We start from the raw sequence: 14,069 nt of genomic DNA on the forward strand, positions 1-14,069 counted from the left end.
CAATCATTCGAGGACTGACAATGAACCTGATGAAATCTCTCATCCCTGCCGCCGCCATTGTTGCGCTGCCGCAGATGGGTCTTGCGCAAGAGGCCGCCGCAACCGGCGAAGCGGCACAGCACACCCAGTATATCTTTACCACGCTTCTGTTTCTGATGGCGGGCTTTCTTGTTTTCTTCATGGCTGCAGGTTTTGCCATGCTGGAAGGCGGTCTGGTGCGATCCAAGAACGTTGCCATGCAGATGATCAAGAACGTGGCATTGTTTTCATTTGCCGCAATCATGTATTGGCTGATCGGATTCAACCTGATGTATCCAGGCGACGGCTGGTCCATCACGGGCTGGCTTGGCCCGTTCTTTTCGACCACAACGCTTGATGCGGTTGGTGTTGCGCCGGCGGATGCGGCACTGGACTATGCTTCGGTCGGTTCAGACTTCTTCTTCCAGCTTGTGTTCGTGGCCGCGACCGCATCCATCGTTTCCGGCGCCGTGGCGGAACGGATCAAGCTTTGGCCTTTCCTGATCTTCGTCATCGTGCTGACAGGCATCATGTACCCGATTTCCGGTTCATGGAAATGGGGCGGCGGCTGGCTGGATGCCAAGGGCTTCTCAGACTTTGCCGGTTCGACCATCGTACACTCGGTCGGTGGCTGGGCTGCGCTGGCAGGGGCCCTTATCCTAGGCCCGCGGATCGGCAAGTACAAAGATGGCAAAGTTCACCCGATGCCCGGCTCTAACCTGGCACTGGCGACCCTGGGAACGTTCATCCTGTGGCTGGGTTGGTTCGGATTCAACGGCGGCTCGCAGCTGGCGATGGGAACCGTGGGCGATGTATCGGACGTGTCACGCATCTTTGCCAACACCAACATGGCCGCGGCTTCGGGCTCGGTTGCAGCGCTGATCCTGACCCAGGTTCTGTACAGGAAGCCTGACCTGACGATGGTGCTGAACGGCGCACTGGCCGGTCTGGTCTCGATCACGGCCGAGCCGCTGGCCCCGACCCTGTTCGGTGCCCTGTGGATCGGCGCCGTGGGTGGTATCATCGTGGTCTTCGCGGTCCCGATGCTGGACAAGCTCAAGATCGATGATGTTGTCGGTGCCATCCCGGTTCACCTGTTCTGTGGCATCTGGGGCACCATCGCCGTCATTTTCTACGGTGACGCGAGCCTGGGCTCGCAGCTTCTGGGCATCGTCGCATACGGCGTTTTCACCTTTGTCGGCGCACTGATCCTGTGGGCGATCCTGAAATCCACCGTCGGCATCCGTGTCAGCGAAGAGGATGAGATCAACGGCCTCGACATGGCTGAACTGGGAATGGAAGCATACCCCGAATTCTCGAAAGGCTAAGCCTTGCCTTCACCTGACAAAAAACCCGGGCGTTCGCGCCCGGGTTTTCGTTTCAAATGTCGCGTCTGCGTCTACACCCCGACATCCACTATTGCTTTGGCCAAAATCGGCACAGTCGCTGCGTTCAGCCCGGCAATGTTCAGGCGACTGTCGCCGACCATGTAGATACCGTGTTCAACGCGCAGTTTCTCGACCAGTTCCGGGGCCGCACCCAAGCGCGAGAACATGCCGCGGTGCTGGGCGATGAACCCAAACCGGTCGGATCCGGCCAGACGCTGCAACTCGTCAGCCAATTGCTGGCGCAGGCCCAGCATGGACAGGCGAACCTCTTCCAGCTCAGTTGCCCAGTCTGCCCGCAACGCCTCATCCATAAGAATGGTCGTCACCACGCGCGCGCCGTGATCCGGCGGGAAGGAGTAGTTCTGGCGATTCAAAAACGCCAGCGTGGCCTGATTCAACGCCGTTTCAGCCGCGTTGTCACTGACGGCCATCAGCAACCCGGTGCGCTCACGATAGACGCCGAAGTTTTTCGAACATGACGCCGCAATCAGACATTCCTTTACCGATGACGCCACCAGTCGCACGCCTTGCGCATCCTCTTCCAGACCGTCACCAAAGCCCTGATAGGCAATGTCGATCATCGCAACGAGGCCCAGCGCATTGATCAGGTTCACGACCTCCTGCCATTGCACCATGTTCAGATTGGCACCGGTCGGATTGTGGCAGCAGCCATGCAGCAAAACCACGTCACCCGCTTTGGCGGTTTTCAGGTCTGCGATCATCCCATCGAAATCGACGCCCCGAGTGTCTTCATCGAAGTAACGATACTGAACCGTTTCCATCCCAAGGTAATTCAGGATCGACAGATGGTTGGGCCAGGTCGGGTTCGACACAAACACACGTGCCGAAGGGTTCGCCATCCGGATCAACTCGAACGCCTGACGGCAGGCACCGGTGCCTCCCGGTGTCGCCACTGCGGCGATGTTGCCGCGTGGCACAGAAGTACCCAAAATCAAACCGATCATCACATCCGCATAGGCCGGATCACCGGCCAGACCGGTATAGGCCTTGGTTTCCTGTTCTTTCCAGATGCGCTGTTCGGCGGCTTTCACCGCGCGCATTACCGGCGTCACGCCTTCGGCATTCTTGTAGACACCAACACCCAGATCGATCTTCTGATCGCGCGGGTCTTCGCGGTACATCTGCATCAGCGCCAGAATCTTGTCGGCGGGCTGCGGTTTCAGGTTCTCGAACATCAGTTCTCTCCGGTTGCGACGGGCAGGGTCGGGAAGGCACCCCATTCAGCCCAGGAGCCGTCATAAAGCGAGTGGTCTTTCTTGCCCATGCGTTCCAACGCAAGGCTGAGAATCGCGGCCGTGACGCCAGACCCGCAAGAGGTGATCACCGGTTTCGACAGATCGACACCTGCAGCCTCGAATATGGCGCGGCAGTCCTCGGGCGACTTCATTGTTCCGTTGGCGTTCAACAACTGCCCAAAGGGCACATTCCGCGAGCCGGGAATATGGCCCGAACGCAGCCCTTCGCGCGGCTCGGGTGCGGTTCCGGCAAACCGGTCGGCCGAGCGGGCATCGATGATCTCGTGATCTGCCAGCTTGGCGGCGGCGGAAACTTGCGTGACGTCCCGGACAAGCTGGTTTTGCACGCGAACAGTCATGTGGCGGTCGCGAATGACCGGAGGCAGATCCTCGATCTCGCGCCCCTCGGCCTGCCATTTTGGCAACCCCCCATCCAGAACCGCGATGTTTTCCTGCCCCATAAGACGGAACAGCCACCAAACGCGCGCTGCGGACATCAGCCCGGCACCATCATAAACCACAACCTGATGACCATCACCGACACCCATGGCCCGCAGGCGTGACATGAATTTTTCGACCGGTGGTGCCATATGAGGCAGGTCGGAACGGTGATCTGATATCTCATCAATATCGAAGAACCGTGCTCCGGGGATATGCCCGGCATCATATTCGGCCTTGGCATCACGGTTTTGCGCGGGCAAATACCACGACCCGTCCAGAATCCGCAGATCCGGGTCTTTCATATGCGCGGCCAGCCATTCGGTGGATACGAGGGTTTTTGGATCGTCCTGCATCAAAGCCTCCCCTAAGCGAGCTTGGGGTTTCCCTATACGCCGTGGCATGGGCGTTCAAGGCTGGATAGCGCTAGCGCTTGTTGACCTCAGGAATTATCGCGCCTTGCGCAGGCGGAAATGCTGGATGATGCCGATGACACTGATCACAATCCAAAACCCTTCGATCAGCATCGAGGCCAGATTGAAATTCTCAAGCAGCGAAAAGACGATCAGGACAGACCCCAGCAGGTTGATCACCGGAAAGGCCAGGTCATCGGAATTCATCATCCGCATCTGCGTCGCGAAATACGCCGCCACCACGATCAGCGCCCCGAATGAGCCGATGGCATCCACGATGGTAAGTGTGTCAAAGATAGCCGTCATATCTGGGCCGTGCCATTTTCAGGAGATTCAGTGTGTTGCGCATAGTGATGCATGTTTAGAAACGCGGCTCCTTGCGAACCGGCGCGATACCCGTGCGGCAGGTCCGCAGCAAAGCGCAACCCCTGCCCGGCCTGTAAGGGCACCCATTCCTCGCCACGCAGAATTTCCAAAGTACCGCTGAGGACAAATACTTCCTCGGTCACCCCGGCGGCATGAGCCGGGGATTCGTGGCTTTGGTTCGCGGCAAGGTTCACGTGAAAAGTCTCGGCTCCCAGTGCGGGATCGAAGGGAAAGACGATCTTGACCTCGATACTGCCGGGAAAGGTTACAGTCTGAAAGACCGATGGATCGCCCAGCGTTGTGTCGATCAACCCGCTGAGCGGTATCTGAAAGCCTTTGGCGATTTTCCAAAGCGTGGCGATCGTTGGGCTCGATTCGCCGCGCTCAATCTGGCCAAGCATGGCTTTGCTGACCCCGGTCATCTCGGCGACTTTGGACAGGCTCAACCCCGAAGCTGTCCGCACATCCCGTAATTTCAGCGTAATGTCGTCCATAGCCATACCCGCGCCCTGCGATTTACCTTGTACGTTATAACGCACATGTGCTACGTGCGCTATAACGTACGAACCCCGAATTATGCAACCCGAGGCAACAGGGAAAACAGCATCATGCCAATGTACCGATCCAGAACCTCTACCCATGGCCGCAACATGGCTGGCGCACGTGGCCTTTGGCGGGCCACAGGTATGGGTGACGACGATTTCGGCAAACCGATCATCGCCATCGTCAACTCATTCACCCAGTTTGTGCCGGGTCACGTGCATCTGAAGGACCTGGGCCAGATGGTCGCGCGCGAGGTCGAAGCCGCAGGTGGCGTGGCGAAAGAGTTCAACACGATCGCCGTGGATGACGGTATCGCCATGGGCCATGACGGGATGCTGTATTCGCTGCCCTCACGCGAAGTGATCGCGGATTCGGTCGAATATATGGTCAACGCCCATTGTGCGGACGCTATGGTCTGCATTTCGAACTGCGACAAGATCACTCCCGGCATGCTGATGGCCGCCATGCGTCTGAACATCCCGGCCATTTTCGTCTCAGGCGGTCCGATGGAAGCGGGCAAGATCGACATCGCCGATCTGGAAGCCAAGAAGATTGACCTTGTGGACGCTATGGTGGCCGCTGCGAACGACAAGTTCACCGACGAACAGGTTCAGCACATCGAAGAAAACGCCTGCCCCACATGTGGTTCATGTTCGGGCATGTTCACCGCGAATTCGATGAATTGTCTGGCCGAGGCGCTGGGTCTGGCCCTGCCGGGTAACGGCTCGACTCTGGCGACGCACGCAGACCGCAAAGAACTGTTCCTTGAAGCCGGCCGCAGGATCGTCGAGATTACCAAGCGCCATTACGATCTGGATGAAAAAGGCTTTCTGCCCCGTGAGATTGCCACCTTTGATGCGTTCGAAAATGCCATGAGCCTTGATATCGCCATGGGTGGATCGACCAACACGGTGCTGCACCTGCTGGCCATCGCGCATGAGGGTGAAGTTGACTTCACCATGGCCGATATGGACCGCCTCAGCCGTCGTGTTCCCTGCCTCTGCAAAGTCGCGCCCAACACCGAAAATGTGCATATGGAAGACGTCCACCGTGCCGGTGGTATCTTCTCGATCCTGGGTGAGCTCAGCCGTGCGGGCCTGCTGCACAACGAATGCAGCACCGTGCATTCGGCCACGATGGGAGAGGCGATTGCCAACTGGGACATCACCATCGCCAACAACCCCAAGGCACAGGAACTGTTCAAGGCCGCCCCCGGCGGTGTGCGCACCACACAGGCGTTCAGCCAGTCGAACCGGTTCAAGGAACTGGACACTGATCGCAAGGGCGGCGTGATCCGGTCCAAGGAACACGCGTTCAGTCAGGACGGTGGTCTGGCGGTTCTGTTCGGTAACATCGCCCGCGACGGCTGCATCGTGAAAACCGCTGGTGTGGATGCCAATATCCTGCAATTCACTGGCTCGGCTTACGTGTGCGAAAGCCAGGATCAGGCAGTCAGCGATATTCTCACTGGCAAGGTGAAAGAGGGCGACGTGGTGGTGATCCGCTATGAAGGCCCGCGTGGCGGTCCGGGGATGCAGGAAATGCTGTACCCGACATCCTATCTGAAATCGAAGGGTCTGGGCAAAGCCTGCGCCCTGCTAACCGACGGGCGGTTTTCGGGCGGAACATCCGGTTTGTCGATCGGCCATGTCTCGCCCGAGGCGGCTGAAGGCGGAGAGATTGGCCTGGTCCAGAATGGCGACACGATTGAAATCGACATCCCCAACCGCTCGATCAATCTGGCCGTGTCAGATGAAGAGCTTGCCGCCCGGCGCGAAGCACAGGACGTAAAAGGCTGGGTGCCTGCTGCGCCGCGCAAACGCAAGGTGTCTACCGCGCTGAAGGCCTATGCCAAGCTGACCACCAGCGCGGCAAAAGGTGCCGTACGCCAAGTCTAAACTGACACATTACCGGTCTGCTGACGCGGCAGACCGGTAAGCCGATCATGCACAGGCGCTCTCGGGCCAACCAGAGCAGATGTTTCGCAAGAAACGTTGACAGAGGACGAGGCATCCAGCCTTAAGATCAATCGCCCAGCTTGGCGTGAATTTCGTCCAGATCGATTTCGCCGATCGGCATCTTGTTGGCCGGGTTTTCGAAATCGTATTTGAACAACTCGAAATCCTGCTTGTAGATCTCATAGACCAGATGCATCGACAGGTCGTCGAAATAATCCTCGACCGGATGTGCGCGCTTGGGGCCATGGCCTTCGGATTCGTTGAACCGGGGTATTTCGGACAGCGAAACTGAATGCTTCAGCTTGGTATTGTCCAAGACACCCTGCATCCCGTCGTTGAACGCTTCGGTCCAGAAGATCCGATCATAACGGCCACCGTTCACGATGAAGGTCGACACGTGACCAGACATGGCCGACCAGTGAATGTCCGGGTCCATCGGGCGTCGCCAGCGGATGGTATCCCGCGCAAACAGCAGGAACCGGCGAAAGCTGGCGATTTGGTCAAACTCTCCCTTGCCATCGTCACCGCCCACCTCGATCCCGTAATTGTAGATCAGCGTTGGCACCAGATTGCCACGATACCGTTTGCCGTTGCGCTGGATCCCGCAGATCTTGTCGAAAAACGAGCTCAGAATACGCGTGTATGGGTTGCGCACACAGGTAAAGGAATACGAGGCATGATCGCGCACATTTTTGGAAATCAGATCCTGGCTCTGATCAAAGGCCCATTTGTGCATACCATCCTCGGCGTCATGGATGTCACCGTCAAAGAACTGGCCGTGATCCGAATAATACATGATCTGCCCAATGGTCGAGCAGGCGCATTTGGGCACGACGCGGTACACCATGCTTTCGCTCTCGGTCATCCAGGTACCGGGAAAACCCATCTGCTGTGCCTCCTACGCTGGTCTGGTCTCAAACCGATATGCCAGCTTTTGATAACAAGGAACCAAAATTATTCTGTTTATTCAATCGCTCATCCTCAGTATCACGGTTGAAACCGGGCAGAAACGGAAATTACCTAACCTCGATGGCGAAGATTGCCTATATATTGTTGTGCCATAAGGACCCTGATGCAATCATTGCACAGGCTGAACAGCTGACTGCTGCGGGCGATTGCATGGCGATCCACTTTGACGCCAGCGCCAGCCCCGAAGCTTACGGGCGCATCCGTTCCGCGCTGGCTCAAAATCCGAACGTGACCTTTGCAAAAAGGCGCATCAAATGCGGCTGGGGAGAGTGGTCGCTGGTGCAGGCCACGCTGAACGCCTTGCAGGCCGCCGTCGAAACCTTCCCCCGCGCCACGCATTTTTACATGCTGTCCGGTGATTGCATGGCGATCAAAACGGCAGAATACACCCATCGATTTCTGGATGATCACGACAAGGATTTCATCGAAAGCCACGACTTTTTCGAAAGCGACTGGATCAAGACCGGCATGAAAGAAGACCGGCTGATCTATCGCCATTATTTCAATGAACGCACCCAGCCGAAACTGTTCTACGCTGCCTATGAAACGCAGAAGCGTTTCGGGCTGACGCGGCGAATTCCCGAAGACGTTCAAGTGATGATCGGCAGCCAATGGTGGTGTCTGCGCCGCCGAACGGTCGAAATGATTCTGGACTTCCTGCGACAGCGCAGGGACGTGATCCGGTTTTTTGCGACCACCTGGATACCCGATGAAACCTTCTTTCAAACGCTGGTACGCCATCTGATCCCGAAGGGTGAGATCGAAAACCGTACTCCGACATTTCTGATGTTTTCGGATTATGGAATGCCCGTCACGTTCTACAACGATCACTATGACATGCTTCTGGGTCAGGACTATTTGTTTGCCCGCAAGATCAGCCCAGAGGCGCATGAGCTGAAAGAGCGTCTCGGCTCACTTTACGCGAGTGAGGGCATCGACTTTTCCATCTCGAACGAGGGGCGCAGTCTGTATGCGTTTCTGGCCGGCCGGGGGCGCATCGGGCGCCGGTTCGGGCAACGTTTCTGGGAGGCCGGAAGTGTTCTGGGCCCCGACCGAGAGCTGTTTGTGATCGTGTGCAAGAAGTGGCATGTCGCCAAAAGGCTGGTCGATCAGATCGCGTCTGAAACAGATATCCCCTGCGTCGAATACCTGTTTAACGAAGAGGAAACTCAACTGCCTGATCTGGGTGGTATTGAAACGACGCTGACCAAGCGCTCGCGCCATCGGCGGGCTGTTGTACGAATGCTTTTCGAAAGTTTCGGATCAGACCAGTTGGTTCTGTGCCTCGACCCGGCCAATCTGGACGTTGTTCAGGATTTCAGCGGTGATCAGGCCAAAACCCATGTGCTTGAGGTCGAATGCGAATACTCGGACGAATACCTGATTGGCCACGCGCGGCGCGTCGGATTGGCGGGTGACAACAGCCCGGTTGAGACTGTTTCCCATCTGCTGCCGACACTTCGCAACGACCTGAGTTACGAGTCCCAACAAATCCGCGCCGCCGGTTTGGACAATTACCTGCGACTGCGGGAAACCGCCCAGCGCGCCGAAAACATAGCTGTCATATCCGAATTTCTTGGGGTGGACAAAGAAAAGGCCGACGCGGTGATGCGGCTGGACTACCTGTTCGCCGACTAAACGGAAAGTCAGCCTGACATCCGACAGCTTTTCGGCCCCCTTTGCTGCATTGGGTGCACCGCATATTTGCCTGTCGGAAAGGACAGCCTAAAACCCAACATCACTGCCATCGTGATTTTTATTCAAAAATCGGATACTGTGCAGCCAATTGGGCCAATTTGCTTATACTTTTTCTCTTTGGCAGGCCGGCCCTGGCCAGTGAAAGGCAAAAACAGACGCGTCCTTAATTCTGAATGACGGGTATCTGCGCATCGAAAACCCGAAAGCCCCTGCTGGCCGCAATTAGACATTTGAAACGCAACTCCGGGGGGAACAGTTGTGCTTATAGATCAAATTGAAACATCCAGATCATATATCCCAAATGACGCAGACTGGAACCTGATATACAAGGTTCTGCCGGGCGAGGCCAAGATTGCCGACCCGTCAGTCATCAACCGTCATTTCGAATGTATCGAGGTGACCGACAACACGGTTCTGCCAGCAAGCGGCATGTATGTTGTTCTGCGCGGTGTGGTTCAGCTGCGGCAGAACGGTAATCCTTTGGCCAGCGCGGATGTCGGTGACTATTTCTATGAAGAGCACCTTCAGATATCAGACATTCCCGTCAGCCTCGAAGCGCTCGCGCTGGACGGATCGCGGGTGGCTTTTCTGTCCAGCGAGAACTGGCGTCAGATACCAGAGGAAATCCGGCAACCCTGCTTCGCCACGATGTTCGGCGATCTGGTCAGTGTTCAATTGCAGAACTTCCAGCAGCCGATCAATTGTTGCAGCGTGACGGCTGCCGCCCTCAGCATGTCCGCGTTGGGCTTCAGTTGCGAAGTGAACGACATTTTCCGTGAATGCGCGCTGCCTTCGTCTTTCGTCGTCAATGACGGTATCTCACTGGGTGAGCTGTTTGACGTCGCCTGTACCTACATTCATTCGCAGGGCTTGCGGGACAGTGTTCAGGTTCAGGCCTATTTCATGGACGAGGACACGACAAACGTGCAGCTGTTGCTGGATGCGATTGACGAATCCAACCGGCTGGGTGGTGACAATGATATTCTGGTGGCGAATTTTCAGGTCGGCGTCGCCCATGGCAAAGCGAATATGCCGGGCGGGCATTTTGCCGTAATCGCCAAGTGCAACCCAAGCACTGGGCTGGTGCACATGATGGACGTACATCCTGAGAAATACGGCAAGCTTTGGGTTACAACCGCAGACCGGCTTTGGAAGGCGATGTCGGACCGTGATGGAACCTCGATGCGGTCGCGTGGTATTTTGCGCTTCTCGGCGCGTGCCGCGGTCAAGACGCATCTGAAGACATTCAGGCAACGATGCAACTATGTCGACAGCACACTCTATCTGGCGAAAGACCCCAAGAAACGGCGCAACCTGTTCCGCCGCGCCACTCCGAACATGAACTCCTTGGGGGTATTGGTGGAAAGCCTCGCCATTCACGGCGACGACAAGGTAGACGAAGACGAGCTGCTGCGGGCCACCGAAGCCTCTTTCACGGATGTTGTCTCACGGGTGGCCACGGCCGCGGAAATGCACGACATGGCCCAGAAATACCTGAACGGGTCCGAAAACGTGCACCTGAGCAGTTCACTTCGCAGTTTCGGAACGCGCGAGGACACATCGATCGATACCCCCGAAGACTGGTTCAAGATGCAACTTCAGGGCCTGGACGCCATTACGGACCGTCACCTGATGATCAATATCGACTTTAATCGGGTCACCGGGATCGAAGCCATCCGCCCACCAGTAAACGTTTACCGGGAAACCGCGTTGCTCGAAGAATTCTGGTGCCTCTGTATCGCATATGATGAAGCAACCGACCTTGTGACGATCGTCGACATGAGCCCCGCAACGTCACAGGTCTGGCAAGCCCCTCGCGGCAACATCTTCCGCGGGCTGCGCGATCTGGAAAACCCGGCGTTGCTGGTGATCGAAACGGTTGAGCCGCCCGAAGACCCCGGAGATGTCACCAGCATCATCCGGAACAACCCCATGGTTCTGTTTTATGAAGATGAAGACCCATGGTCCTACATGCTCAGAAGTGTTCTTTCGAACATCGGTGCGACCAGCGTAAAGCAGGTAGATGTGGGCGGTCGCGACCCCAACGCGATAAAGATGCGACGTCAGCTGATATCTTTAGGTGAAAAACCCAAAGTTCCCTACCTGTTTTTCCAAGGCCAATGCATCAGCAAAGGCGAAAAGCTGGAAGACATTGTGGACATGATCAAGGCGGGTCACCTTCAGGACCGCATGATCGAAGCGGGTCTTCCCGTTTCCAAGCTTGAAGAGACGCCCAGCCTGAACAAGAACATGTTCGGCTATCCCAAAGGTGTGATGAACCAGGTAAGCAGCGGCAAACGCAACGTGCTGCTTTGTGCCTGCGGATCATCAGCGGCAGACAAGATCCCCGAACTGGTTGAGCGCATCGTCGACGCCGGACACAATGTCAAACTGATCCCTTCCACTTCGGCCGAGAAGTTCTTTCGGGACTTCGGCGCTGAACGGATCGACGCCAAGATCACCCATAACGACTACTACCGCGACGATGATGAATGGAACTTCCGTTACATGGAATTCGACATGCCGGTGCGAGCGTCTCATCTGGCGCTATGCGACTGGGCCGATTGCGTGATCGTCGCTCCTATCACCTGCAACACCATGGGCAAAGTGGCAAACGGGATCGCCGATAACCTTCTGACCTCGGTCTTTGTGGCGTGGCAGTACCAGAAGAAGCCCGTGATCCTGTGCCCGGCCTGCAACACGAATATGTGGAACAACATCACCACCCAGAACAATGTCGCAAGACTGAAGACACTGGGCATTGATTTCATAGGTCCCCGGGAAGGCCGGCTGTCAAACGGTCGGATGGGGATTGGCATGATGGCCACACCTGACCAGATCATGGAAGCATTGGGCGAAGCGTTCGAAGAACTGGACGACCAGAAATACCGCGTGTGCAAATGGGCCCGAGAGGCTGCCGCCGCTGATGATATCAATGAATGGAAACGTGTGTTCCGCGCCATCGATGAAGGTGTCGTGGGCATCAATATCGTGGACGAAGCCCACGGCGATTCATTGCTGCATTATGCGGCCGGTGGCGAAGGCGAATTGAACGAAGGCGGTCACGATCTGGGTAAGCCCGACTATGAAGCGGCGCAGGATTTGATCGACCGCGACATCGACGTCAATATCGTCAACGATCACGGTTTCACCGCATTGCATGTGGCTGTGATGAACAAAGCCCCAAGGATGGTCGACATCCTGTTGCGCGCCAAAGGCATGGATGCAACCTCGTGCATTGAATTTGTTCAGGGCATGGATATCCCGCCCGAAATCCGGACCATGCTGGATGCTTGGGCGCAGGATCACAACCTTAAGATAAAAGATGCGGAACAGGGCCGTGACGAAACCTTTGTTGCCATCCAGGAACCCACCTATCTGTATTTCACATACGGCTCCCTGAAACAGGGGTTCCCGAACCATGAGGCACACAACCGGGTTTTGAATGACTTTGTCGGGCCTGCCCGCACGCGGCAACCAATGCCCCTGATCGTTCCAAATGAACCGTTCTGCGACAATCCGAACTGTGGCTTCCTGCACCGAATGGCAACCCTTGTCGATCAGCAGGGCATGGGCAAACAAGTAAGCGGAGAGGTTTACCGGGTGACGGAATCGGGCCTGCACGAGCTGGACAAGCTGGAAGGTTATCATGGTCCGGGCTCGTCCAAGAACGTCTATATCCGCAAAAAGATCAACGTGATCTTGGATGGCGTGATGAAACCCGCCTACGCCTATGTGATCGCCGATCCTGAAAAGTACATGCAAAACTGGCGTGACGGCAAATCAGATGTCATCAGCGACTACACGCTGGATATGGCGCAGGGTGAACCCAAGCCCGGATTCGAGCCGGCTATCTAGTTTTCCACTGTGCTGACTGGTGGCGGTTTCGGGCTTTCCTTGGAACTGAGATTATAGGCCGTGATCACCACCATACAAAGCAGGACGAACGGCCAGAACCCGGCCTTGGGAATAAGGTTGTCCCGATAGTGGATGATCCGCAACGACGTCTCAACGTCGGACGCAAACAGGTATGTATTGACCGAAACTGCCAGCAGCATGAAGTACATCAGGAAAAAGAACGACTCCATATAGATCACAGGAGAACCTGCGAACCCTTCACGCAGCTGCACATGGGCCAACAGGATCACGAAAAACAGAACCGAGCAGGTTCCGATTACACTGGACGTGCTGAAGTCATGCCGATCGGCCAGCCCCTCGCGGCGCGTGACGGTCATCAGCGCCCCAAACAGCAGCATTGTCACGACAAGCAGCGGGACCATGTGCACGATAAACGCGTTTGCGAAATTGCGTTTGATGACAAAGTTATAATGCAGTTCGGGCATGTTGGTTTGATAGGTGTTCTGCGTGATGCCCAACGTCGTATCCAGGTTTGACAGCTTATAGTCGAAATAGGTGTTCTCGCGTTCCCACGTGCCCATCACGATCTGACTGTCGATGCCGAAAATATCATCCGGCCCGGTCGCGGTATAAGCCTCAAAGTCGGGAACCAGCGCAATATTGACGTCAAAAGATGCGGGCCAAACGCGCACCCAGACCGTTTTGTGATCAAAGGGGTAACGGGTGTAGTCAAAGCTCTGACGAAGGGTTTGTTCAAAGTACCACCCGATCAGTAGGCCATCCTGTTGCGGTAGCCGATAGGCCTCTTCGATCAGGCCATTTGCTGTATCGACCGCTTCGGGCAGAAGGAAACCGATCTCGCCCTCGGCTGGACGGATCTTGTCATGTTCACCTTCGACGTAATGCTGCCAGATGTAGCCGGTGACCTGAACGTCGCTAGCACCAAGAAAGCTGAACGATTTGATGAATATCCCCGTTTTGACGCGGTAATCTGGTGCTGAGTCCAGCTCATCCAGAAAGGCATCCACCGATGCCTGATCCGGAAGCTGCGTTGGATCCCCCTCAAAATGGTTCAAGTCGATCCAAAGCCTGAGCAACAGACCGGCGAGCCCAAGGGTCAGCAAGCCAGAAATCAGCCACACCTTTCTTTCTACACTCATTCAG

The 14,069-nt window shown here is 56.2% G+C and carries 10 protein-coding genes; 4 read left to right on the forward strand and 6 right to left on the reverse strand.

Going from position 1 to position 14,069, the window contains the following annotated elements; all coding sequences use genetic code 11:
* Window positions 1-20 precede the first annotated feature (20 nt).
* On the forward strand, window positions 21-1,346 hold the full coding sequence (locus ACR0D9_RS16240) for an ammonium transporter (RefSeq protein ID WP_480483879.1): 1,326 nt from the start codon (window positions 21-23) through the stop codon (window positions 1,344-1,346).
* 71 nt (window positions 1,347-1,417) lie between these two features.
* On the opposite strand, the gene ACR0D9_RS16245 is transcribed toward ACR0D9_RS16240, so the two are convergent.
* The 4 genes from ACR0D9_RS16245 to ACR0D9_RS16260 all read right to left on the reverse strand — a co-directional run bounded on the left by ACR0D9_RS16245 (window position 1,418) and on the right by ACR0D9_RS16260 (window position 4,379).
* Window positions 1,418-2,602, reverse strand: coding sequence for an amino acid aminotransferase (locus tag ACR0D9_RS16245; RefSeq protein ID WP_480539449.1), 1,185 nt, complete (start codon window positions 2,600-2,602; stop codon window positions 1,418-1,420).
* Complete coding sequence (gene sseA, locus ACR0D9_RS16250; protein WP_480483877.1) at window positions 2,602-3,456, reverse strand: 3-mercaptopyruvate sulfurtransferase; 855 nt, start codon at window positions 3,454-3,456, stop codon at window positions 2,602-2,604. Before sseA ends, ACR0D9_RS16245 begins: the two co-directional genes overlap by 1 nt.
* 93 nt (window positions 3,457-3,549) lie before the next feature.
* Complete coding sequence (locus ACR0D9_RS16255) at window positions 3,550-3,819, reverse strand: CBU_0592 family membrane protein (RefSeq protein WP_480483876.1); 270 nt, start codon at window positions 3,817-3,819, stop codon at window positions 3,550-3,552.
* Window positions 3,816-4,379 (reverse strand): helix-turn-helix domain-containing protein, encoded by a 564-nt coding sequence (locus ACR0D9_RS16260; protein WP_480483875.1) that lies wholly within the window; start codon window positions 4,377-4,379, stop codon window positions 3,816-3,818. Before ACR0D9_RS16260 ends, ACR0D9_RS16255 begins: the two co-directional genes overlap by 4 nt.
* A gap of 108 nt (window positions 4,380-4,487) precedes the next feature.
* Between ACR0D9_RS16260 and ilvD the strand changes: the two genes are divergently transcribed.
* On the forward strand, window positions 4,488-6,320 hold the full coding sequence (gene ilvD / locus ACR0D9_RS16265) for a dihydroxy-acid dehydratase (protein WP_480488176.1): 1,833 nt from the start codon (window positions 4,488-4,490) through the stop codon (window positions 6,318-6,320).
* A 127-nt stretch (window positions 6,321-6,447) separates the two neighbouring features.
* Here ilvD and ACR0D9_RS16270 read toward each other — a convergent pair whose 3' ends face one another.
* The gene (locus ACR0D9_RS16270) at window positions 6,448-7,266 is read right to left on the reverse strand and encodes a sulfotransferase family protein (protein WP_480483873.1); all 819 of its coding nucleotides are present in this window, start codon (window positions 7,264-7,266) and stop codon (window positions 6,448-6,450) included.
* A gap of 143 nt (window positions 7,267-7,409) precedes the next feature.
* Here ACR0D9_RS16270 and ACR0D9_RS16275 point away from each other — a divergent pair, with 143 nt between their 5' ends.
* Together ACR0D9_RS16275 and ACR0D9_RS16280 are read left to right on the forward strand one after the other, a co-directional pair.
* Complete coding sequence (locus ACR0D9_RS16275) at window positions 7,410-8,987, forward strand: DUF5928 domain-containing protein (RefSeq protein ID WP_480483872.1); 1,578 nt, start codon at window positions 7,410-7,412, stop codon at window positions 8,985-8,987.
* Window positions 8,988-9,305: 318 nt separating this feature from the next.
* Entirely contained in the window at window positions 9,306-12,905 is a 3,600-nt protein-coding gene (locus tag ACR0D9_RS16280; RefSeq protein WP_480539451.1) for a flavoprotein, read from the forward strand.
* Here ACR0D9_RS16280 and ACR0D9_RS16285 read toward each other — a convergent pair.
* A complete protein-coding gene (locus tag ACR0D9_RS16285) occupies window positions 12,902-14,065 on the reverse strand; it encodes a hypothetical protein (RefSeq protein ID WP_480539453.1) in 1,164 nt (387 codons plus the stop codon). The two genes, ACR0D9_RS16280 and ACR0D9_RS16285, sit on opposite strands and share 4 nt — an antisense overlap.
* Window positions 14,066-14,069 lie beyond the last annotated feature (4 nt).

It is taken from the genome of Ruegeria sp. AK11 (genome assembly GCF_056541095.1).